At 34.3% G+C, this 22,026-nt stretch carries 20 protein-coding genes; 4 read left to right on the top strand and 16 right to left on the bottom strand.

Annotated elements, in window-relative coordinates:
• Positions 1-1,422 (top strand): MATE family efflux transporter, encoded by a 1,422-nt coding sequence (locus Q9Q97_RS17640; RefSeq protein WP_306159497.1) that lies wholly within the window; start codon positions 1-3, stop codon positions 1,420-1,422.
• Positions 1,423-1,681: 259 nt separating this feature from the next.
• Positions 1,682-2,848 (top strand): hypothetical protein, encoded by a 1,167-nt coding sequence (locus Q9Q97_RS17635; RefSeq protein ID WP_306159496.1) that lies wholly within the window; start codon positions 1,682-1,684, stop codon positions 2,846-2,848.
• A gap of 3 nt (positions 2,849-2,851) precedes the next feature.
• Here Q9Q97_RS17635 and Q9Q97_RS17630 read toward each other — a convergent pair whose 3' ends face one another.
• Together Q9Q97_RS17630 and Q9Q97_RS17625 are read right to left on the bottom strand one after the other, a co-directional pair.
• Complete coding sequence (locus Q9Q97_RS17630; RefSeq protein ID WP_306159494.1) at positions 2,852-3,286, bottom strand: DUF6526 family protein; 435 nt, start codon at positions 3,284-3,286, stop codon at positions 2,852-2,854.
• Positions 3,287-3,917: 631 nt separating this feature from the next.
• Positions 3,918-4,403 (bottom strand): DNA-deoxyinosine glycosylase, encoded by a 486-nt coding sequence (locus Q9Q97_RS17625; RefSeq protein WP_306159492.1) that lies wholly within the window; start codon positions 4,401-4,403, stop codon positions 3,918-3,920.
• Positions 4,404-4,575: 172 nt separating this feature from the next.
• Between Q9Q97_RS17625 and Q9Q97_RS17620 the strand changes: the two genes are divergently transcribed.
• On the top strand, positions 4,576-5,601 hold the full coding sequence (locus Q9Q97_RS17620) for an AraC family transcriptional regulator (RefSeq protein ID WP_306159490.1): 1,026 nt from the start codon (positions 4,576-4,578) through the stop codon (positions 5,599-5,601).
• A gap of 204 nt (positions 5,602-5,805) precedes the next feature.
• Here Q9Q97_RS17620 and Q9Q97_RS17615 read toward each other — a convergent pair whose 3' ends face one another.
• The 7 genes from Q9Q97_RS17615 to Q9Q97_RS17585 form a co-directional block, all read right to left on the bottom strand.
• A complete protein-coding gene (locus Q9Q97_RS17615) occupies positions 5,806-7,005 on the bottom strand; it encodes an FAD-binding oxidoreductase (protein WP_306159488.1) in 1,200 nt (399 codons plus the stop codon).
• The gene (locus tag Q9Q97_RS17610; protein ID WP_306159523.1) at positions 7,002-7,517 is read right to left on the bottom strand and encodes a low affinity iron permease family protein; all 516 of its coding nucleotides are present in this window, start codon (positions 7,515-7,517) and stop codon (positions 7,002-7,004) included. Before Q9Q97_RS17610 ends, Q9Q97_RS17615 begins: the two co-directional genes overlap by 4 nt.
• Positions 7,518-7,519: 2 nt before the next feature.
• Positions 7,520-10,339, bottom strand: coding sequence for an AsmA family protein (locus Q9Q97_RS17605; protein ID WP_306159486.1), 2,820 nt, complete (start codon positions 10,337-10,339; stop codon positions 7,520-7,522).
• 143 nt (positions 10,340-10,482) lie between these two features.
• Positions 10,483-11,310 carry an MlaD family protein gene (locus Q9Q97_RS17600; RefSeq protein ID WP_306159484.1) on the bottom strand — a complete coding sequence of 276 codons (828 nt, stop codon included), beginning with the start codon at positions 11,308-11,310 and terminating at the stop codon, positions 10,483-10,485.
• Positions 11,311-11,332: 22 nt separating this feature from the next.
• Positions 11,333-12,112 (bottom strand): ABC transporter ATP-binding protein, encoded by a 780-nt coding sequence (locus Q9Q97_RS17595; RefSeq protein ID WP_371878222.1) that lies wholly within the window; start codon positions 12,110-12,112, stop codon positions 11,333-11,335.
• Positions 12,113-12,116: 4 nt separating this feature from the next.
• A complete protein-coding gene (locus tag Q9Q97_RS17590; protein ID WP_306159480.1) occupies positions 12,117-12,875 on the bottom strand; it encodes an ABC transporter permease in 759 nt (252 codons plus the stop codon).
• A gap of 260 nt (positions 12,876-13,135) precedes the next feature.
• On the bottom strand, positions 13,136-15,406 hold the full coding sequence (locus Q9Q97_RS17585; protein ID WP_306159478.1) for a glycosyltransferase: 2,271 nt from the start codon (positions 15,404-15,406) through the stop codon (positions 13,136-13,138).
• A 428-nt stretch (positions 15,407-15,834) separates the two neighbouring features.
• Here Q9Q97_RS17585 and Q9Q97_RS17580 point away from each other — a divergent pair, with 428 nt between their 5' ends.
• Complete coding sequence (locus Q9Q97_RS17580; RefSeq protein ID WP_306159476.1) at positions 15,835-15,996, top strand: DUF1328 family protein; 162 nt, start codon at positions 15,835-15,837, stop codon at positions 15,994-15,996.
• Positions 15,997-16,085: 89 nt separating this feature from the next.
• Here Q9Q97_RS17580 and Q9Q97_RS17575 read toward each other — a convergent pair whose 3' ends face one another.
• The 7 genes from Q9Q97_RS17575 to Q9Q97_RS17545 form a co-directional block, all read right to left on the bottom strand.
• A complete protein-coding gene (locus tag Q9Q97_RS17575; RefSeq protein ID WP_306159474.1) occupies positions 16,086-16,553 on the bottom strand; it encodes a DUF1440 domain-containing protein in 468 nt (155 codons plus the stop codon).
• A 30-nt stretch (positions 16,554-16,583) separates the two neighbouring features.
• The gene (locus tag Q9Q97_RS17570) at positions 16,584-17,090 is read right to left on the bottom strand and encodes a DinB family protein (RefSeq protein WP_306159472.1); all 507 of its coding nucleotides are present in this window, start codon (positions 17,088-17,090) and stop codon (positions 16,584-16,586) included.
• 182 nt (positions 17,091-17,272) lie between these two features.
• Complete coding sequence (locus Q9Q97_RS17565) at positions 17,273-17,485, bottom strand: hypothetical protein (protein WP_306159470.1); 213 nt, start codon at positions 17,483-17,485, stop codon at positions 17,273-17,275.
• Between the two features lie 13 nt (positions 17,486-17,498).
• Positions 17,499-17,879, bottom strand: a complete 381-nt coding sequence (locus Q9Q97_RS17560; protein ID WP_306159468.1) for a DoxX family protein — start codon at positions 17,877-17,879, stop codon at positions 17,499-17,501.
• 543 nt (positions 17,880-18,422) lie between these two features.
• On the bottom strand, positions 18,423-19,154 hold the full coding sequence (locus Q9Q97_RS17555) for a GNAT family N-acetyltransferase (protein ID WP_306159466.1): 732 nt from the start codon (positions 19,152-19,154) through the stop codon (positions 18,423-18,425).
• 73 nt (positions 19,155-19,227) lie between these two features.
• Positions 19,228-19,833: a Crp/Fnr family transcriptional regulator gene (locus Q9Q97_RS17550; RefSeq protein WP_306159465.1), complete on the bottom strand. Its 606-nt coding sequence runs from the start codon at positions 19,831-19,833 to the stop codon at positions 19,228-19,230.
• Between the two features lie 471 nt (positions 19,834-20,304).
• Positions 20,305-21,723: a TolC family protein gene (locus tag Q9Q97_RS17545; RefSeq protein ID WP_306159462.1), complete on the bottom strand. Its 1,419-nt coding sequence runs from the start codon at positions 21,721-21,723 to the stop codon at positions 20,305-20,307.
• Positions 21,724-22,026 lie beyond the last annotated feature (303 nt).

Below are 22,026 nucleotides of genomic sequence, written 5' to 3'. Positions count from 1 at the left end.
ATGAAAAAAAATGAATTGTTAGAAGGGCCAATCCTTTCTTCATTATTAAAATTAGCAGTTCCAATTATGATTGCTAATTTGTTACAAGCCGCATATCAGTTAGTAGATGCTTTTTGGGTAGGACGCTTGGGCGGAGATGCCGTTGCGGCAGTTTCCATAAGTACGCCTGTCATATTTTTAACCATCGCTTTAGGAACCGGATTGGCTATTGCAGGTTCTATTTTAATTGCACAATATTTTGGAGCAGGAAATCAGAAAATGGTTAATCATGTTGCCGCACAAACTTTGTCGATGGTGATTATAGTTTCTATTGTATTATCCATTATTGGTTATATTTTAAGTCCGTATTTTTTATATCTGCTAAAGGTAGAGCCTGCAGTTTATGTAGATGCTTTAGGATTCATGCGAGTAGGATTTGTCGGTTTGGTTTTTAGTTTTGGATTCATGATTTTCCAATCCATCATGCGTGGAGTTGGACGTGTGACACTTCCTGTTTACATTGTTTTAGGAACTGTTATTTTGAATTTTGCACTAGATCCGCTGTTTATTTACGGATGGAATTTTATTTCCGCTATGGGCGTAAAAGGCGCAGCATTGGCAACTTTATCGACGCAGCTTTTAGCGATTATAATTGGATTTGCAATTCTGTTTAGAGGCAAACACGGAATTCATATTCGTCTTGCCGATTTCAAACCCGATTACAAACACATAAAAAGAGCTTTTGAAATTGGTTTTCCATCTTCTATAGAACAGTCTATGCGTGCCTTAGGAATGATGGCGATTACGTTTTTGATTGTTCGCTTTGGTACCTTAACGGTCGCTTCTTACGGAGCAGGTTCCAATTTAATTCAGCTGATTCTGATTCCCGCTTTGGGATTATCTATGGCGATTGCGACTCTAGTTGGGCAAAATATTGGAGCAGGAAATATCGACCGCGCAACTGAAATTGCAAAACTAGGTGCTTATCTCGGTTTCGGATTATTGACAGGTCTTGGAATTATCGCTTTTATTTTTGCGCCGCATTTAATTGCTTTTTTCGTTCCAAACGACCAGGCCGTTATTGAAGGAGGAACAGAATTATTAAGAATTACATGCCTTTCTTGGGGATTTTTAGGCTTGCAGCTTTGCTTGACTGGAGTTTTCCGCGCCGTTGGAAATACCAAATTGCCAATGGTTTTGACTTTGGTTTCCCAATGGGTAATTCAGTTTCCGTTGGCTTTTATTTTGTCGCACAATACCTCTTTAGGAAAAGTTGGTATTTGGTGGGCTTTCCCGATCGCGTCTGTTGTAACGGCACTTATTACCGTAATTATGTATGTTAAAGGTGATTGGAAAAAAGAACGATTGACAGGCAAAACCAATAAATTGATTGATAAGGTTGAAAGTGAGATTGTTAAAGAGGGGTTTGATTTGACGAAATAAAGGTTCTAAGGTGCTGAGGTTTTGAGGTGCAAAGTGACAAAGAGACAAAGGTTTTTGATTCTGTGAATGTAGAGATGCACTGCAATGCATCTAACCAAAGATTGGCAGATGTCCAAGTAACAAAATTTTTTAAAGACGTGATTTTTTTCACGTCTTTTTTATTTGTAATATTTTTATGCTAAAATAAAATTTCAGTATATTAGAAACTTCAAAAATATACTTCTAGTCTCAGCATCTTAGAACCTTAGCACCTTAAAAAATGAATAAAACTCTACAACGTTATTTTATAAAATCTGTTATTGTACTCGCCTTAATTCACTTAGCTTATTTTTTATACGGTTATTTAACCTTCAAAGGGCTTAAAAATATTAACATCTACACCGAATTTTATCGATTTAAATTTTACGATGATGTTTCGATTTCGCATTTTTTTGTCAGTGGTTTGTTTTTGCTTTTCTTTCTTATTTTTCTGATTCGAAATCATTCTAGAGAAAATTATAAAGGAGGAAATTTGTTTAAGATTGGCGCTTGTCTGCTATTTATTTCCTTTTTGACTTTTTCCTTTTTTGTGAGCTATAGTTTCGGAATGAATGCGAAACTGAAAACAGAATTGTCTGAAAATGATTTTAATAAGGATAAAAAACTGCTGAATGTTTTAAATCCGTTTTTGTATGGATATACGTCATATAGTTCGGAGAAATTGTTCAATTATGAGAATATTTTATACCCAAAACCTTATCCTGTACTAAAAGAAGAAGACACTATTGTTCCGGGTGAATATGCTATTACAGAAACTAATTATTATAGTATAGATACGATAACGGCTTTAACAAGCACTTTTGACAAAACAACAAATACAGCAGACAGCATTTTTGATATTCTGGGTTTTGATAAAGAAGAAATACACAAAAGAGTAATCTCAAAAAGAATTGTAGGAGACAGTACACAAATTATTTTTAAGAGTGTCCCTGTTCATCCAGAACACGATGATGATATTTGTATTTTTCTGGAAAATAAGTCTTTATTTAATCCTGTAAAAGGAGATTCTCTCGATAAACAAAAGTATCAAGCCGCAGTGGATCGTTATAAATTATTGTATAATGCTAAGAAAGATTCGCTAACGTACGCTTTCCAGAAATTGGATACACTTTTGAGAAAATACAATATTGAAACCAATTTGATTCCGAAAGAGCTGACACAAGATGTTTATCATTATAAAGCTAACCGTGACGAACCGCTTAATGCGATCAGAAATAATTTTGACAGGAAAGCTTTAGCAGAAAAATTTACAACTCTGGATAAATTGTTTTACGAACCGAATTACTTACATCCTAATATTATTGGAATTTATTTTGTAGTAATTATTTCAGTTTGGATTATATTATTTCTGTTTTATCTGATTTTCAATAAAAAGAAAAATAAATAGTTGCTAAACTCTATGGTAATCTGCTTTCCAGTGTACGATTGCTTTTTTTATTGCGTCGCCTGTCAAGCTGTTTTTTAAAGCATCTTCTACAAGCGGAACCAATTCATCGTCTGGTGCAAAACGAAGCGCAAATATTTGATCGTCTGTGAATTTATATTCAAATTCTTCGAATCTTTTGCCTGTTAAAGTGAAATAACGGTAACGCATTTCTAAGCGCACAATTCTATTTTGAAGCGTTAAAGCATAGTGCTGGCGCAGCATATAGGCTAATGCAAAAAGAAATATAAAGATTACGCTAATAAATCCCCAAATTAAATAATCTTCTGTTGTAATGCCTAAGTAAATACTAGCGGCTAAGAATAAAATTAAAACAGGATAATAGATAAAATGGTGCGGTGGATAAAACCGTATATGATTGTAATATGTTTGAATTTTCATGTTTTTTTAGATTAAAGGTAGCCTATAAAAACAAAACTACTCTATATTTCTATAGAGTAGCTTTTTCCCAAAAATAAACTAACATAACCAATGTTCTCTTTATAGACTAAACTTTTTACAGTTTGCTTTGTAAATTTTAATAAGAAGAAAGCCTTTTCTTTTCGTTCATCAAATCTTCAATATGGCTTATTTTTCTTTGATGTAAAATTAGATCGAGAGTGGTTGAATTTTGTTATACTTTAAACGAAAAAAGTTACATGATTTCAATATTTGAATTTTTTATTATATAAAACAGATAGGTTTATAAGCTTTTGAGCGTAATTCAAAAACTATAAAATTTCTACGCAGAGTACAGGATTTGTGTGGTTTAGAAGTTTTTTGGTTTCTAAAATGTTGATCCCTTTTAAACAGGAAGCAAAAATAGTTTGCTGTCAAGAATCCGAAGGATTCAAATATTTATAGCAGAAAATTACCTGGCAGTAATGTGACCCCTTCGGGGTCATACTCAAGACAAAGCATAACATTCTATAAATATTTGAATCCTTCGGATTCTTTTTGCATTTTAAAAAACTTTTGATTTTTTCTTTATCCTTTATTAAGTGTGTTACCTAATATAGGTTTAACGGATTCTTTATAATAAGGTTTTAACGATGCTCCATTCCTGTAATTTATCTTGGAAAGTCTTACCAGCATTGGCTGGACTGGTAGAAGGAAGCGTAAAAGTTTTATATTCTTTTGTTAAGTGAACGTATTTCTTAAAAAAAGCCGCCGCTTTTTGTCCGTTAAAAAGAATGCTTTCTATTTGAGGATGAATTTCTAGAAATTCTTCAAAGTCATTCGCAATTTCATTTTTTATGGCACTGTCCAAGCTTCCTATACGATCGCAAAATTGTAAGACATCCCAAAGTGCAATGTTGTTTTTGATTAATAGGTTTTTTCGAGTTTCATAATCAGTAGAAAAATCTTCTCCAAGAATCTGAAACATAAACTTCCAAAAGTTATTCTGATTATGGCCATAATATTGATTGAGTTCTAAAGATTTTGTTCCAGGCATTGTGCCTAAAATCAGAATTTTAGAAGAAGGAGAACTTATTGGGGCAAACGAAAAACTTTTCATACTATATTCTTATACTATTTGATGTACCTTAAATTAAACATTTATAAGGAATTATAAAACAAAACCGAAAAATTATATAACATTCTTGGTGTGTCTTTAAACGAACTTTGAATTTCAGATTTTCGATAGAAATAATCTGTTTTGCAAATTATAATTTAAAATCCGGCGAACCATGAAAATTATTACTATAAATACAGAAAAAACTCAAAATATATTTGATGAACTTCAGACTAGTTTTGGCGGAAAAGTGACTTTTGATTTAGATGAGTATGCACTTCAAGTTGAAAATAGTTTTGCTGAAGGTTCTATAATTGGAGCTTCGTTTAACGACAATATCTCCTATGTTCAGTTTGACATGACATTTTCTGCAGATGTGAGACTGGATTTTCTAAATGTAAAATCGTCACCTATTTATTTTGCTTATTGCTCAAAAGGTAATCTTGCACATAGTTTTGGATTGAATGGAGAAGAGCGAAAGCTAAAAACCTTTCAGACTGCAATTGTAACTTCTAAGCAAAATCAAGATAATGTTTTATACTTTGAAAAAGGAAAGAAAACAAAGTTGACCCTAATTATTGTCGGCACTCAAATTGATCCTGCAAATCAAGTTCATTCATTAAATCAACAAGTGAAAGATACTTTTTTTGAAAACAATCAGGTAACAGATTTCTTTTATATAGGTTCTTATAATTTGCAGATTGCAGAAAAAATTGAACAACTTAACTCTATTACACAAACGGGCATTGTTCGCAATTTACTTAAAGAAGGTATTATGCGAATTATTCTCGCTATGGAAATTCAACAGCATTCAGACGATCTTCATGCTTTTGCAAATGAATCAAACGGATTGACCTTAAGAGAAATGGAAGAAATAAAAGAGCTTTCAGAATTTATAAAATCAAGTCCAGAAGAAGCTTTTTCTATAAAATCATTAAGCAAAAAATCGGGATTGTCCCCAAACAAACTTCAGGAAGGCTTCAAAATGATTCACAACCGCACAGTCAACGATTATATCACACACATGCGTGTTCTAAAAGCCGAAATTCTAATTAGAACATCTGACTTAAATATTTCAGAAATTGTTTACTGCATTGGTTTCACCAGCAGAAGCTATTTCTCTAAAATATTCAAACAAAAATTCAATTGCAGCCCAAAAGAATATAAGTTTAATTTGAATTCTTTGGCGATTACTGCGTAATCTAAGCTGCTAAGTTTCTGAGATGCTAAGCTACTAAGGATATAGCGGAACTTAAAAAATAATGTCGTTAGCTCTAAAGCAAGATATATAAAGTAAAATCCCCAGATTTTGAAGAATTCAAAACCTGGGGATTTTAAGTTTTTATAAGCAAATTTCAATATAAAAAACTTAGCAACTCAGAACCTTAGCACCTTAGCACCTTTCTCAACGCCCAAACCGATAATAATCCAAATCCGTATTTTTTTTGTTATGAATGGAATCCAGAATAGAATTCATTCCGAGTACGCTGAAGGTGATTCCGTTTCCGCCGAAGCCTAGGATATAATGCTCATTTTTTCTAGGATTTGGTTTTCCGAAATAGGGAAGGCCGTCTTTGGTTTCGCCGAAAGTTCCTGCCCAGGAATAATCGATTTTGAAATTTAAGTCTGGAAATCGTTTAAAGAATTGTTTTAAAAGATAGGCTTCTTTTTTAGGAAGCAGTTTATCGCGTTTCGTAGTATCTTTAAAATCCTCGTCGCCGCCGCCCATAATAATGCGATTATCTTCTGTAGTTCTAATGTAATGATAAGGCGCTGCAGTATCCCAAAAAATAGTATTTCTAAAATGCTCCGGAAGATCGTGCTGACTTTCTGATGCAATAACGTAAGTGCTTTTTAAATCGACCACTTTTTCTTTTAGGGTTTCTGTACTTTCATAGCCCGTGCAATGTATAATATGCCCCGCTGTTATGACACATTTAGAATCTGTAGTAGCAATGATTTTGCCTTTTTGATGCTGAATAGAAGCGATATTGGTGCGGTCAAAAATTGGCATTCCTTTTTCATGGCAATGAAACAAAAGATCGCTTGCCAGCTTAAAAGGATCCATAACAGCGGCAGTTTTAGATTCTATGCCCGCAATGGCATTCAGCCCCATTTTTTGCAATTCTGATCGGCTCAGCCAGCTGATTTCAAAACCATGCTGTTTTCTGGCTTTAAATTCATTTTTTAAATACGGGACATCTTTTTTTAAAGTAGTAAAATAAACGCTTTTTTTGAACTCAAAACCGCAGTCACAGCCAACAGCATCAATTATGTTGCGGAGATCAAAAATGGCTTTTTTTCCGTTCTGATAACTGTCTACGGCACATCTCGCACCACGAAGTTTGATGAGTTGATGCAAAGGAACATCAATTTCATATTGGAGTAGAGCAGTACTGCCCGAAGTGCTTCCGCCACAAACATCTCGACGGTCTACAAGCACGATTTTTTTTCCTTCGTTGAGTAATTTATAAGCTATTAAGGCTCCTGTTATGCCTCCACCAATAATTAAAATATCGGTGTGAATATCAGAATCTAGGGAGGGGTAACTTTGTTTTATGGCATTTTTTAAAGGCCAATACGTTTCTGTAGAGCTCAATTTCATTTTTTGGTTATTTTTTTAGTGGTATTCTTGGCAATCTTTTTAGTGTTATCTGGTTTGGTATTTTTTTCTTTTTTACGGCTATGAAGTTCATTTGCTTCTGCAAGAGAATGGGACGTTCTAATGCTTTTATCTTTTTTTGCCAATTGGCTCAAATGGTGATAATATTTCTGAATAATGATCATTTCTTCTTCCGTCATATTTTCGATATCAACAAGGCTGTTGCTTGATAATTCGTTGGAAGCTACGAGCTCGTTTAGTTTTAGCTGAATGGCAAGCGAATCTTTATTCTGCGCTTTCTGAATTAAGAAAACCATCAAAAAAGTAATAATTGTCGTTCCAGTGTTGATGACCAATTGCCAAGTCTCAGAATAATCGAAAATGGGTCCCGAAACTGCCCACGCCAAAACGATAATAAACGCACTGATAAATGCCGTCGTGCTTCCTGCAGCTTTTGAAACTTTAGAAGCAAATTTTTCGAATGCACCGCCGCTATGTGGAGATTTAGAACTCATCATTATTTTTTTTGAGTTTTGCTTACTTTTTCTTTTCGAATAACTTTATTGTTTTTTTCATCATAAACAGCAGGATTAATTTCTTGTCCCGTTTTGCTGAATATTTTAATTTTTGGAGCTTCGTGGGTTCCTGTAATTACAATCGGAAAACCTATGATTCCGAAAAGCGGAAGACCTAAACGCATTCTGAGATCCAAAAGTCCGTCAAAGCTTGTAGTTCCTTTAATTGTTGGCTTAAAACTGGCCACGGTAAAGGTAAATGGCTCAATACTAATAAGATTTTTATCTATAGTCGATTTGATTTCGATTCCTTCCATATCTGGATCGCTCAAACCGTTTTGTCCTGTTTTAGAACTAATTCCATCAAAAAGTTTCAGTCCTTTAATTTTTACATCACGCAAATTAATGGTTCCTCCGCCTTGCATAGATTCATAAATAGGGCCCATATTTCCATTCAGATCTCCTTTTATTTTATAGTCGACAGAGATTATTCCGTGTGCTTTTTCAGCTGCAGTAACCATATCATGAAACATCGGAATTTCTTTGTATGCTCTCTGAACATCAAAATCCTTAGCTGTAAAATGTGCATCAAAATGTGCAGAAGTTGGAGACTCGTCCTTGTACAGCGCATTAACTCCTAAAATGCAGTCAATAATATTAAAGGTAATGTTTTCTAAGTAAAATCCTTCTTTTTTTATTCCAATTTTTCCGTTTAGTTTGTTAAAAACTAATTTATTGTATTCAATTTTGTCTGCACTTGCATCTAAATTGACATTTAAGTTTTTCGGAATAATAACTACGCCGCTCATTTTTGGATGATCTTCTTTGGCGTATTCGACTTCAATATTACGGTCTTTATTTTCGCCAGTTTCAAGCGCCATAAATTCGTCAACATTAATCAGTTTAGATTTTAAGTTGAAATTGCCGCTCAGAGTTCCTTTCGATTCTAAGAAATAATTAATCGTATTGAGCAGATAGCCATTAATGTCAAAATCTGATTTTCCATAAGTAGCATTAAACTTCTCAAACCACATTTTTTCATTTTGAAAACGGAAATTTCCTTGTTTGATAAAGAATGCTTTCGGAAACAATTCTGACGTTGCTTTTATATTTTTAAGCAATAATGTTCCTTTGTTGTCTAGTTTATCGTATTGTCCTGTTGTGGCATAACTTTGTTTTCCTTTTAAAGAAAGATCGGCTTTGGCATAACCCGTTATGTCAACACCTTCTTGCGAGAAAACCTTATAAATTCTGCCCACATTCAGTTCGCCCTTAATTTTGGCATTATAAGCCAAATCACTAAAATCAGATAAAGTGGCATTTACATAAACCGGATTTCCTTCAAAAGTAAAAGAGGCGGGTGCCACGGCAACAATCAGATCCTGATACGTTCCCGCTTTATTGAGCATGTTGGCCACAAAAGTGATATTGGTAATTGGATTAGGATAATAGCTTGTTTTAATCCATCCGTTTCGGAGTGAAATTCCGCCTATCGTTTTTGGAAATAATTTTTTAGAAGTGCTAAAAAGCCCTCGCGCCTGAATATCGGTTTTTAAAATTCCTTTCAGGTCTATTTTTTCTAATCCTAGAGCCGCATCAACAACAGCAAGGTCTAATGCACCTTTCACACTTGCATTAATCGACATTTCGCTTAGACCTTTACTGTGTAGATAAGCATTAAAATAATCTTTTTCGCCCACTTTAAATTTGAATGTTCTCAAATTGACCAATAATTTTTCGGTATCTAAAGATGGAAGCAACGCATTCAAATCCATTTGGAAATCAGTTAAAGGAACTGGGGCATTTTTATAATTTACCGAACCTTCATTAATTTTTAAATTGAATGCCAAGTTTGGTTTTTGGTTTTTCTGAACATTATAATCTCCTTTAAAACTGAGCAATAAATCGCTTCTTCCTGAAATTTCAGTTTTTTCAAGCCAAGTTAGATATTCGGGTGGCATTACAGAAAGTAAATCTTTTACGGTTGTATTTTCTGAAGCGGCTTTGATATTAATTTTATATCCGTCTCTTAAAATACTGAATAAACCAGTAAATTTAAGCGGCAGTTTATTGATATGAAGTTCATTTTTCTGTAAAATAAAAGTAAGGGCGTGCGTATTGATTCGGGTAATTAAATCGGCACTGACTTTTTTTCGTCTTAAATAACCGGTTCGGTCGTAAAAGAAATCCAGATTATCGATTTTCGCATCAGTCGCGAGATCAAAAATGTCCTCGCTCAGATTTCCTTTTCCAACATAATTAAAACCTTTTGCATCGACCAGAATTTTAGCTGAACGGTCGTTATATTTTACATGACAGTTTTGCAGATCAATACGTTCCAATCGAATGGCTGTTCCTTCTTCTGGAGCATTTGGATCTTCTTTTTTATTTCTATCTTCTGGAGCGACATAAATATTATAATTGGCCTGACCTTTTTCGTTGACCATAATATTAATCAGCGCATCAGAAACATACAGTTTGTTTATTTTGACTTCGTTATCAAAAAGCAGTCTCTTGATATCGATTCCGAAAGCAACCTGATTGGCTTTCAATAAAGTATCATTGCTGAAAGGTTTAGAACCCGTCATAGACAAATCATCTAGAGAAACGGTCAGCGACGGAAAATGCGTAAAAAAGGAAAGCTTAGATTTGGTAAAATCCAGCTTGGTGTCCAATCTTTCGTTGGCAATTTTCTTTACTTCCGAAGCAATTTTTCCAGGAAAAAGCAAGGGAATAATAAATAGCAAAAACAAAATTACCGCAATCGAAATTCCAGTAATTTTTAAAACTTTAATGGCGGTATGTTTGAATGTACTAGGCATATACTTTTAATTTGTGGTTCTTGAGAAGTCCCTTACCTTTTAGTCCTTAGTCCTTAGCTGTTAGTTCTTGTCATTCAGCTTTTAAGCTTTGTACTATGGACTATGGACTAACAGCTAAGGACTAAGGACTCTCTAAAAAAAAATCAATTCTTCTTAGCTTCTTCCTGCTTTTGTTCCTCTTTCTTCTCTTTTTTAGCTTCTTCTTTCTGTTCTTTCTCTTTAGCGGCTTTTTCTTTTGCTTCTTCCTGTTTTTCTTTCTTTTCCTCTTGTTTTTCTTTTCTTTCTTCCGCTTTTTTCTCTTTTTCCTTTTCTTTTTTCTTGAAGTAGCCTCTAAAAAGGAAATTGCTTTTTGCAGCTTCCATGTTTTCGCTAAAACCTTTTGTTCCGGTTTCTAGGTTAGAAAGCGTATTCGAAACGCTGTTGGCCATTTTATCATCTTTGACCAATCTTGCCAAAGCACCGTTTCCGTTGTTCATGCTGTGGCTGAAAATGGCTATTTCATCTGAAATCACGCCTATATTATCCACGCTTTTCTTCACGCTTTTCATAATATCGTGCATTTCAATTCCGTCTACAGAAGCAAGCTGTCCGTTGTCTTCGATAACTTTTTGAGATTTTGCCCCTGGAGAAATAGTCAGCACTTTGTCTCCCATTAAACCATCAGAACCAATACTGGCTGTGGCATCGGTTTTAATGAATTTTCGAACTTCTTCTTTCATTACTAAAACCACTACAACTGTGGAGTCATTTTTTAACTGAATTTGTTCTACGGTTCCGACATTAATTCCAGAAAATCGAACGTTATTTCCGACTTCTAAACCGCTTACTGTTTTAAACTGGGATGTTATATGAAAGGTAGATCCGAAAAGGTTTTGCTGTTTCCCGATAAAATATACCGCCATTATAAAAAGCAGTAAGCCTATCGTAACAAACATTCCTAATTTCCAAGTATATCCAGATTGCTTTTCCATGATTTCTATTATTTATTTTGCTTTATTGAAAAAATGAGCGTACCCATTCGTCTTCGTCTTTTTCTAATTCTTCGTATGTTCCTTCGGCGTGAATGACACCGTCTTTTAAAACCACAATTCGATCGGCAGTCATTTTTGCGCAGGCCATATCGTGAGTGATAATGATCGAAGAGGTTTTTTGTTTGTGTTTAATATCTAAAATCAGCTGACTGATTTCTCTTGATGTTATCGTGTCCAGACCTGTTGTGGGCTCATCGTAAAGAATGATTTCTGGTTTTAAAATTAAAGTGCGGGCAAGGCCAATTCTTTTTTTCATACCTCCAGAAAGTTCAGAAGGCATTTTTTCTACGGCTTCAGCAAGTCCCACATTTTCCAGTGCTTCCATTACTTCTTTGTCCACTTCTTCACGGCTTAGATCGCGTTTGTGTTTGGTTAAAGTAAAAGCGAGATTTTCTCTAACAGACATAGAATCGTAAAGTGCCCCACTTTGGAACAAAAATCCGATTCGGACTCTAATTTCATTCAGCTCGCTTTTGGATATATTAAGAACATTTTCGTCAAAGACTTTAATTTCTCCCTTGTCAGGTTCAATCAATCCGACAATGCATTTTATAGTAACCGATTTTCCAGATCCTGAACGTCCTAAAACCACCAAATCTTCGCCTTTATTCAAAGTGAGATTTACGCCTTTTAAAACGGCATTATCTTTTCCAAAAGTTTTATGAAGATCTTTAATCACAATAATCGGAGTCTGATCTTTCTCTTTTGTTTTTTTAGGTTCTTTATGTATTTTTTCCTCCATCATCTTAAAAAAATAAGTCGGTTATTTGAACAGCCACCATATCGATAATAAAAATGCTTAGCGATGCTGTAACTACTGCAGAATTGGCAGCTTGTCCCACACTTTCTGTTCCGTTAGAAGCATTAAAACCTTTGTAACAGCCAATAATTCCGATAAAAAATCCAAAAAAGAAAGTTTTTAGCGTTGCCGGAAGCAAGTCTAAATATTCTAAGGATTGGACGATTTGGGTTAAAAAACGGTAAAAGTTTACGTCTCCATGAATGTTAATGCCCACATAACCGCCAATAATTCCGATAGCATCGGCAAAAAAGACTAGAATTGGAACCATCAAAGTACAGGCGAGAACTCGAGTCACAACCAGATAGTTGTACGGATTTACCGCCGAAACTTCCATAGCGTCGATCTGTTCGGTTACTTTCATTGATCCTAATTCGGCACCGATTCCAGACGAAATTTTTCCTGCACAGATCAAAGCGGTAATTACAGGAGCAATTTCTCTTATTAGCGAAAGCGCGACCATTCCTGGAAGCCAAGATTCTGCACCAAATTTTACCAAAGTAGGACGTGATTGAAGCGTAAGCACCAATCCCATAATAAAACCAGTAATGGCAACCAGCGGCAGAGATTTGTATCCTATAACATAACACTGTTTTAGAAATTCTCTGGTCTCGTAAGGCGGAATAAAAACTTCCTTAAAAAACCTTTTGGCGAATATTGTGGTTTCTCCAATTTCGGCGAATGTATTTTTAATATCGAGAATCAAAATTGTATGTTTTAAGGTGAATGATATAAAATGAAAATAGGAATGGTAAAAAGCCTATTTTCTCTATATGAAATTACTCTTTTTTAAGAGTAAAAATCTTATACAACTTTTTTGGAAGTTTATATAATTTTCATCGGCTTCTGCACAATAAAAAAATAAAAGTGACGTTGCGTCGTTCCTAAAAACAAAAAATCCCTTTTAGTAAAAAGGGATTTTCAGGGTTTAAAAAAAGTGAAGTATTTGGTTAGCTTCAATATGTTTTAAGAATTTATAGCTACTCCAGTTCGTGATTTCATTAAAGGAATAACACGAGACTGTGACATGGCCAATTTTTCCATTAATAATCTTGCAGTTAGAAAGCAAACAGTAGATTCTGCGCCTTGATTTAAATTCACATTATTTTTTTCAAGTCCGTCGTAACCGCCACCGCTTACTGGGTTATACATAATCTGATTTAAATGATTTTTTCCTAAAAACCAGTTGAATGCAGCTTTCATTTTCTTTTTATATTCGGGTGTTTTAAAAGCATTATAAAATGCATTTAAAGTCTGGATTGTATAGGTAACATCAATTGGCTGTTCTCCGTATTGTGCCGGCTCAGATCCTTTGTGATGCCAGCTCTGATTTGAAATGGCTTTAAAATTTCCTTTCACAAATGTTTTAGAAATCAAGAAATCTAAAGAATCCAAAGCTACTTTTTTGTAAACCGGTTTATTGGTAATCAAATAAGCATAAAGCATAGATTCTGGAAGGATTCCGTTACCATAAGTCAGATAATTTTCAAACCATTGCCAGTCTTCTGTAGCTGTGTTTTCATAATTGGCAAGCAGTTTGGCATTTAATTTATTAATGATTGCCGCAACGTACAAATTAGGAATTGTAGAATGGTACAAATACAAACCTTTTGTTGCAAAACCAATTGAACGCGGAGATTGAATGGTTTCTGCCCATTTTAAAGAATTCAATAAACATGTTGTCGCTTTTTTGGTAATTGCTTCAGGAAGAATATCAGACATAGAAACCACAGTTCCTAATGCCCAAAGAGCCCTCGCATTAGAATCTTCTAGATTTACTTCTGCATTTTGTTCTACATGTTCGCGGTTTTCCTGATCGACATAGTTGATGAAGTCTCCTTTTGGTTTTTGGCAGCGCTGAATAAAATCTAAATAGATTAAAATATAAGCCAAATCGTCCTTATCCTGAGTCAGTTTATAGTGCATACAAAATGCGATTAAAGCTCTTGCATTATCATCTAAAGTATATCCTGAATCTAAATCTGGAATAGAAATTTTACTGAACTGAATAATTCCTAATTCGGTAGTCAGTTTTTTGATATGTTTTAACTGAATAGGAGGATAGCTGTATTTGATTTCTGATGGATTTTTAATCAATTTTTTATAGGTATTCATTTGCGTAATTCCGACATTTTCCCAAGATGAAGCTCTCATTTTGGTAAAAGAACTAATTCCCATTTCATGTCTTAGATTTTCATCTTTAATCAATTGAATTGCAGCTGCAGCAAATTGATCAGAATCTCCAATATCACACAAAATTCCAGAATCTGCGGTCAGTACTTCTTTGGTATGCGGAATTTTTGAAGCCACAATAGGACATGCACAGCTCATTGCGTAAGCAAAAGTGCCGCTTACAGCCTGATTTGGATCTTTTGAAGTGAACATATAAATATCCGTAGCTTTTAGATAATCTAAAAGTTCATCGGTGTCTAAATATTGATTTACAAAACGAACATTATCATGAAGATTTAAATCTGCAACGATACTTTCTAGTTTATCTCTATAAGTATCAACTCCGTCTTTAATTAAATTTGGATGGGTTTTTCCAATAATTAAATACAAGGCGTTTGGCGCTTCTTCGATAATTTTTGGTAAAGCCTGTAAACCCGTTTCTATATTTTTACCTTCGCCCAAAAGTCCGAAAGTTGAAAGCACTAATCTGTCCTGAATATTTAATTTTTCTTTTGCCTGCTGTGGAGTTTCGTATATCACAATATGAGTTCCATGAGGTACGCAAGTAATTATTTCTTCATTGATGTCGTAGTCATTAATTAGGATTTCTTTTGATTTATTCGTCATTACAAAAACCGAATTGCTATAACTCAGCAGTAACTTCACGAATGTTCTCAATTCATCATTCGGATTCGGAATTACGCTGTGAAAAGTATACGTAACAGGTGCTTTAATAACATTTAAGAAATCTAAAAGATGATCTCCGTAATTTCCTGAAAACAAACCAAATTCGTGCTGAATATGCACCAATTTTACCGTTTCGTCCTGATTAATTTCCTCGGCGACTTTAGCGTACTCTTCTCTATTTTTTGTGTTTAAAGTAAATGCTTGTGTTGGCTCTTCTTTTGGTTTATCAACAAGTTCACATATTTCGCATTTGATAGATTTACCATAAACATCTGTGATTCCTTTAATGGTATCTTGAGTATAGGTTGCTATGCCACATTGCGTAGGCGGAAAAGTAGATAAAAAAACGATTTTGGATTTATTTGATATTGTTTTCATGTGGATACATTTTTAAGTTCGGTTAATAACTCGTTAAGGTTCAAAGATGCCGCCGCAATCTTATGATCGGCAGCGCAATAATTAAAATAGTATAGTTGATCATCAAAAATGGAAGCTCCTGTAGGGAAGACTACTTACCATGTTTCATAACACTTCCATTGTTCTTTGAAATTTTATGTGAAATTACTTCAGCAATGAAGTCACGATTAATCCAATCGATCAAAAAATTAACTCAAAAGCATTAATATGGTAATTCTGTAAGACTTTGAAATAATAGTGAAAGTCGCACTATGCTTGGCGTGGTTATTAATTTATTGGGATAATAATAAAGCGTATCGAGTTAACAAGATTTGTAGGAATAAAAGAACTTTGAAATAAACAAAAAAGGCTTATAAACAGTCATATTTAAGAACTTAAAAATCAATATTATGTTACGTTGGACAGTTATATTTATCATTCTTGCTATTATAGCCGGAATTTTTGGTTTTGGAGGTATTGCCGCCGGAGCCGCAGGAATCGCAAAAGTTTTATTCTTTATCTTTATAGTATTGTTTGTTATTTCATTAATAACAGGAAGAACGAAGGTCTAAGCTTTAAGGTTCAGAGATTCAAAGTGACAAAGAGACAAAGTTTTTAGTGACTTTGTCACTTTGTACCTTTGTCTCTTTGTCACTTTTTCTCAATACCATTTCGCATAATACTTTCTCGTTATAAACGCAATCGGAATTCCGACGCAGCAAATCACGATGAGAATAGAAAGTAAGAGCGGAAAATCTAAATTCTTTTCGGGTAAAACGGGAAATACGATCGGTAGGACAACGAGATTCATTATGACCCAAATAAAGAATCCGTATGAAACTCCCGAAAGCAAAGTGTTTATTTTAAAAAATGGGATGTAGGGAAAAATTTTAAAATAAAACCAAGCAAAAATAAAAGCGATTAAGAAATGAAGTCCCAAACCCACAAAAGTCATTTCTACTCCACCCGTATAGGCTTGTTTTTTAAAAATGCCACTTGCAATAGACTGTAAAATTTTTTCAGCTGTTGTTTTATGCAGTATTCCCGCGTAAATCAAAATGGCAGCAGTAATATCTAATGTTCCTGCAACTAAACCAGATGAAACAATGGTTTTTACTTTTGATCTCATAAAAATAGTTTTGATTTTAATAGTGATCGATTATTTTTTGATATGTTCGTAAATCGATTTTATCTGACGGGTGTGTCTCTGCGTATGCACGATTGCAAAATGAAGCCATTCATAAATCGTGAAATAATCAAAACCGGGTACTTTGGCATCCAAGCACGTCAGTGTCAAATCGTAAGTTTCTGCAGCTTCAAATAAATCATTTTGTATTTTTTTGACAGAAGCCAGCAGCGTATCTTTTTCATACACTATATCAGGAGGTTTTATGTTTTCGGGCGATTGGTATTTGGTATCAAAATCTAAAAAAATAGCGTCGAGCTGTTTGACATTTTCGTCAGGCTCTCTATTTGTTTTTTCTGTTTTTCCGGCAAAAAGGCTGGTCAGACCAGAGCAGGCTAGAATAATATGCTGTGTAGTTTGTCCCGCAGTCCAGCTCCCTTCAAACGGAACAATATTGATTTCATCTTTTGAGAAAGTTGAAACCAGTTCGTCTAATTTACTGTAGGTTTCTAGTATGGTATTTTGAATAGCACTTTTCATTTTTTTTAATTTTAGAAATTGGAAATTCGATAGCAGATGTTTACCGATTGGTTCAATAAAAACCTCAGTGCATTATCTGTGAAAAATTAAATTTATAGAATTAGGGGAAATGATACTCCTTCAAATATACGATAAAAAATATTAAAACACTATATATCAGTAGTTTGTGAAGTGTTAATTTTTTAAGGAAGGGCTTCGCAGAAATAACCGTGCGAATTTAAAATGTCGATGATTTTGGTATTCGAAAAGTTGGGTGCATGAATACGCAGGATTTTGTCGCAATCTTCTAAGTCGAAGTTGATCGAGCTGCTTGGATAATGCTCAAGAAGCTTCTCAATGATTATCGCACATTGAGATTCTTCTTGAACATTTGTTTTAAAAACTTCAATTATCATAAAGTTTTGGTTTTTAGAGCGCTATGTTTTTATAACGCTGTATTCTGTGATATGTTACATACGATATAATTAAAATCGCCAGAACGATTAAAGGAAAGAAACCTTGAAAATCAATTCCATCTACAGCAAAATGACTGATTGAAGCAAAGATAAAATCAAAAGCAAATCCTGCATAAGCCCATTCTTTTACACGCCCCGGCACTTGCGGAATAATTAAGGCTAAAACTCCAAGAATCTTAAATACAACTAATGCATTTCCGAAATATTCCGGATAGCCTAAATGTCTGATTCCTTCTTTAGCCATTTCAGACTGAGAAGTTAAAGCCGGCATAACGCCTTCAAATAAAAAAATAAGGATTGTAGTAGTCCAGAAAATGATTTTCGTTGTTTTCATTGGGTATTTGTTTTAAATAGTTATTAGTTAATGTATTACAAATGTAACTAATTGTTCTATTGAAACGAAATACACATTTACGACTATTTTAGGGGCATTTGGGACAATTCTTTATTTTAGATTTTAGAGGGTAGATTTTAGATTATTGTTTGTTGTTGTTGTTGTTGTTGTTGTTGTTGTTGTTGTTGTTGTTGTTGTTACGTTAACGTACAGTTTGTCATCCCGAGGAACGAGGGATCTTCGCAAGTAGCTCGACAAAGTTTTGTCTTCCTGAGCGAAGTCGAAGGACTCTCATGCTAAATCCATTCTGTGTGGTTACGGTGTGTGTCCTTCGACTCCGCTCAGGAAGACATAAAATGAGAATAAAAATTGTAGGTTTACATATAAAGAATCCGGAGTATTCAAATATTTATAGAATTCTATTATGCTACGCAAGTATGACCCCTTCGGGGTCACATGTCTGCGATGGGAATTGCGTGCTATAAATATGTGAATCCTCCGGATTCTTTTGGAATTTGAAATTTGGAATTTTTTAATTGAAATTTAGTCCAAAAAGTAATTCGTAATCATAAACAAATCCTCAAACCCTAATCTAGTATAAATGTTTTTTCCTAAAGGAGAAGCTTGCAATTGCGCATATTCGGCATTGGCGTCAATCGCTTTGTTGATGGCAAATTTCATGATTTCTTCTGCAAAACCTCTTTTTCGCATTTCGGGAATAACACCAACGCCATGAATTCCCATAACGTTTCCAGTTTGAAAAAGAGTCAAAGTTCCAATCGGTTTTTCGTTCAAATGAATTAAATAAAATTTAGTATTTTCATAATTATGAGTCAGTGTTTCTTTACTGATCACATAACCAAAAGACAACGGATAAATATCGGTCCATGTTTTGGCATCTTCTCCATTTAAAACTCTTTTGAAAGTTAGATTATTTTCAAGCGGAAATTTTTCTCCCAATTTTAAAGCCATTGCAACGAGTTGAATACGTGTTTTAAACCCATTTTTTTCGAAAATTTCATTAGAACCGCTTCCAAAAATATCCCAATACGGAATTATTATGCCTGGGTTCTTTTCTATAATTTCAAGAATCTGAGGTAGATTTTCTTCTGTAATATCCACTCGAAACCATAATCGGTTAGGCCAGCCAGAGTTTTTTATCTGAATAACTTCAAACGGTTCGTTTTTATGATAAGAAAGGAGTGGAGTGGCAACCGTTTTCCATAGTGCAGTAAGATTGTCTATATTATCTTTTATAAGGTTTGTATTTTCCATTTTTGGTAATTCATTTTAAATAGGAGAACAAAGATAAAATTGACATTTGTAGAAAACCTTTACATATGTTGATTTACATTTTTTTTTCTAAACTTTTTCTGATTCGGCTTAATTGTGTTGGAGTAATACCTAAATGTGATGCAATGTGCAATAACGGAACACGATCTTCAATATTTGGATTTTTTTGAAGCAAACTTAAATATCTTTCAGTTGCGTTTTGCATAACCAGAGCAATCTCATTTTGTTCTTTTTCAATAATCCAGTTTTTTTCCAAATAGGCAATATAGAAGCTTTTAAGATCATTGTTTTCGTTGATCAACGTGATGTATTTTTGGTAATTAAGATTGATTAAAATACAATCTTCCAGAGCTTCAATTGTAAAACTGGAAGGAGTTTGCAACATTGATGAAACTTTAGAACAGGCAAGTCTGTTTTCGAAAAAAAGGTTTTTGTTATAAAAATTTCCTTGTTGATCGGTAATAAAAGTTCGCAGAATTCCTTTTGCAATAAAATAAAGATTTCTGCAGATTTCCCCATTTTCCAATACTATTTCTCCTTTTTTGATTGTCTGGAAATGTGTCAGGTTTTCAATCAATCTCCATGACTTTTCAGAAATAGGAGCGTAACTTTCGAAGTATAATTTTAGATTGTTGAGGTATGTTTCTTTATTTAAAGTCATTGTTTTTTGTTTTGCCACGAAGGCGCTAGGACGCAAAGTTTTTTGCCACAAATTACACAAATTTACACAAATTTCCTTCTCATCCTATGTCCTCCTGAGCGGAGTCGAAGAACACGCAAAGTAGTTCCACAAAGTAAATCGCCAATCTTTGTCGAGTTTCTTGCGGAGATCCTTCGTTCCTCAGGATGACAAAAGCAAGAGTAGATTGTTGTGGTTACTGTACGCGTCCTTCGACTCCGCTCAGGAGGACAAAATGAGAATAAACTTAAAAGAATAATTCGTGAAAATTTGTGCAATTCGTGGCTTTAAAAAAATCCTTTTTAATCCTAACAATCTGTGGCAAAATAAAAACCTCGTGCCTTAGAGCCTTCGTGGCAAAAAAACTTCGTGGTAAAACAAAAAACGCCATGAAACCAAATAGTCTCACAGCGTTTTCATCTCAAAAAATAAATAATTAACGGGTAACGGGTATTATTTCCAGCCTCCTCCTAATGCGCGATACAAATCGGTGTTGGCTGTAAGTTGTTGTCTTTTTATGTCTGCTAATTCTAATTCGCTTTGCAGTAAGTTTGCCTGAGCAGTTAAAACTTCTAGATATTCTGCTAAACCGTTTTGGAATAACAAGTTGGAGTTTTTAATGGCTTGTTGCAACGTTTTTACTTTTTCTTTAAGGAAAGTTTCCTGTTGTTGTAACTTTTCCACTTTCACCAAAGCATCCGAAACTTCGCTTACAGCAATTAAAACCTGTTGTCTAAAAGCTAAAACCGCTTTTTCTCTTTCCGCGACAGCAATATTATATTGCGTTCTAACTTTTTTATTGTTCAGAATCGGTTGAGTTAAACCACCTGCAACGGTTCCGAAAAGAGAAGCTGGAATATTGAACCAGCTGCTCGTTTCGAAAGAGTTTAAACCGCCTTGCGCCGTAATTCTGAGAGCTGGGTATAAATCCGCTTTCGTGATACCGACATTTGCGTTGGCAACTTTAAGCGCTAATTCTGCACTTTTTACATCGGGTCTTCTGCTTACTAATGAAGACGGAATTCCAATAGATGGATTCGTTTTCACTTCAAGTGCAGTTAAAAGAACTGTTCTTTGTTTTGAATTCGGAAAAGAACCAGTCAAAACGCTTAATGCATTTTCTTGAATCGCAATATTCTGTTCCAATAGCGGAATCAACTGTTTTGAGTTTAATTCTTGTGCTTCAGATTGTTGAATTGCCAAAGTAGTTACCTGACCGGCATCGTATTTCAATTTAATGATTTTAGTCGTGCTGTCGTTTAACTTTAAATTTTGCTGAGCAATTTTTAACTGAGCGTCCAGCATCAAAAGATTGTAATATCCTCTAGAAACATTTGCCACAATATTAGTCTGCAACGCTTTTTTTACTTCTTCAGATTGAAGATATCCTGCGTAAGCCCCTTTCTTTTGGTTTCTGATCTTTCCCCAAATATCAGCCTCCCAAGAAAGTGAAGCTCCGGCAGAATAGTCGTCAATATGTTTTTGACCCAATGCCTGATTCAAGTTCATTCCTGTAAAACTATTGTCAGAAGGATTGCTTGTATTGGCATTTACAAATAAATTCACCTGAGGAACATTTCCCCATTTTGATTGTGTAAATCTGTATTGCGCAATTTCGATGTTTTTTTGTGCAATAAGCAGATCGTTATTTCGGGTAACCGCACTGTCGATTAACGTGATAATATCTTTTTCTGTAAAGAAGTTTTTCCACTCGATATCGGCAATACTTGTTGTATCACTCGAAATTGATGCATTCCTGAAATTCTCAGGAAATGCATCTTTTGGAGTTTCAATATCCTTAGAGACTTTACAGGATATTAAAGTCGTGATCAGAATGGCGAAGGTCACGATTTTGGTTATATAATTTTTCATTGTCTTTTTATTAGATTTCTGTACCCTTTGGGCTTAATTTTTTTCAACACATAGAAACATAGTTTTTGTAAACTTTAAAAGGCGTTTCACTAATTTAAATGCACATAGTTTGGCTATGTGTAGAAACTAGTTTCTTTTATTTTCTTTTTTATGAGGTTAAAAACTATGTCTCTATGTGTTAAAATTTATTTTTAAATCTCTGTACAAATATCTTTTTTAGTTTCAAGATCTTTTGAGATTCTGTACGATATATATCCGATGCCCGCTATGATGGCAACTAAAATAGTTGTGATATAGTTTTCC

This window comes from Flavobacterium sp. DG2-3 (assembly GCF_030730925.1).
In the GTDB taxonomy this organism is placed as follows: domain Bacteria; phylum Bacteroidota; class Bacteroidia; order Flavobacteriales; family Flavobacteriaceae; genus Flavobacterium.
Note: the sequence above shows the minus strand (reverse complement) of the source record. Positions and strands in the feature narration are given on the sequence as shown.

Bases quoted from the DNA above. Each gene is read 5' to 3' on its own strand.
- Q9Q97_RS17575 (WP_306159474.1), bottom strand. From the start codon at position 16,553: ATGAGATCAAAAGTAAAAACCATTGTTTCATCTGGTTTAGTTGCAGGA.
- Q9Q97_RS17620 (WP_306159490.1), top strand. From the start codon at position 4,576: ATGAAAATTATTACTATAAATACAGAAAAAACTCAAAATATATTTGAT.
- Q9Q97_RS17550 (WP_306159465.1), bottom strand. From the start codon at position 19,833: ATGACTTTAAATAAAGAAACATACCTCAACAATCTAAAATTATACTTC.
- Q9Q97_RS17545 (WP_306159462.1), bottom strand. From the start codon at position 21,723: ATGAAAAATTATATAACCAAAATCGTGACCTTCGCCATTCTGATCACG.
- Q9Q97_RS17565 (WP_306159470.1), bottom strand. From the start codon at position 17,485: ATGATAATTGAAGTTTTTAAAACAAATGTTCAAGAAGAATCTCAATGT.
- Q9Q97_RS17595 (WP_371878222.1), bottom strand. From the start codon at position 12,112: ATGGAGGAAAAAATACATAAAGAACCTAAAAAAACAAAAGAGAAAGAT.
- Q9Q97_RS17570 (WP_306159472.1), bottom strand. From the start codon at position 17,090: ATGAAAAGTGCTATTCAAAATACCATACTAGAAACCTACAGTAAATTA.
- Q9Q97_RS17635 (WP_306159496.1), top strand. From the start codon at position 1,682: ATGAATAAAACTCTACAACGTTATTTTATAAAATCTGTTATTGTACTC.
- Q9Q97_RS17610 (WP_306159523.1), bottom strand. From the start codon at position 7,517: ATGAGTTCTAAATCTCCACATAGCGGCGGTGCATTCGAAAAATTTGCT.
- Q9Q97_RS17560 (WP_306159468.1), bottom strand. From the start codon at position 17,879: ATGAAAACAACGAAAATCATTTTCTGGACTACTACAATCCTTATTTTT.
- Q9Q97_RS17640 (WP_306159497.1), top strand. From the start codon at position 1: ATGAAAAAAAATGAATTGTTAGAAGGGCCAATCCTTTCTTCATTATTA.
- Q9Q97_RS17600 (WP_306159484.1), bottom strand. From the start codon at position 11,310: ATGGAAAAGCAATCTGGATATACTTGGAAATTAGGAATGTTTGTTACG.
- Q9Q97_RS17555 (WP_306159466.1), bottom strand. From the start codon at position 19,154: ATGGAAAATACAAACCTTATAAAAGATAATATAGACAATCTTACTGCA.
- Q9Q97_RS17580 (WP_306159476.1), top strand. From the start codon at position 15,835: ATGTTACGTTGGACAGTTATATTTATCATTCTTGCTATTATAGCCGGA.
- Q9Q97_RS17615 (WP_306159488.1), bottom strand. From the start codon at position 7,005: ATGAAATTGAGCTCTACAGAAACGTATTGGCCTTTAAAAAATGCCATA.
- Q9Q97_RS17585 (WP_306159478.1), bottom strand. From the start codon at position 15,406: ATGAAAACAATATCAAATAAATCCAAAATCGTTTTTTTATCTACTTTT.
- Q9Q97_RS17630 (WP_306159494.1), bottom strand. From the start codon at position 3,286: ATGAAAATTCAAACATATTACAATCATATACGGTTTTATCCACCGCAC.
- Q9Q97_RS17625 (WP_306159492.1), bottom strand. From the start codon at position 4,403: ATGAAAAGTTTTTCGTTTGCCCCAATAAGTTCTCCTTCTTCTAAAATT.
- Q9Q97_RS17605 (WP_306159486.1), bottom strand. From the start codon at position 10,339: ATGCCTAGTACATTCAAACATACCGCCATTAAAGTTTTAAAAATTACT.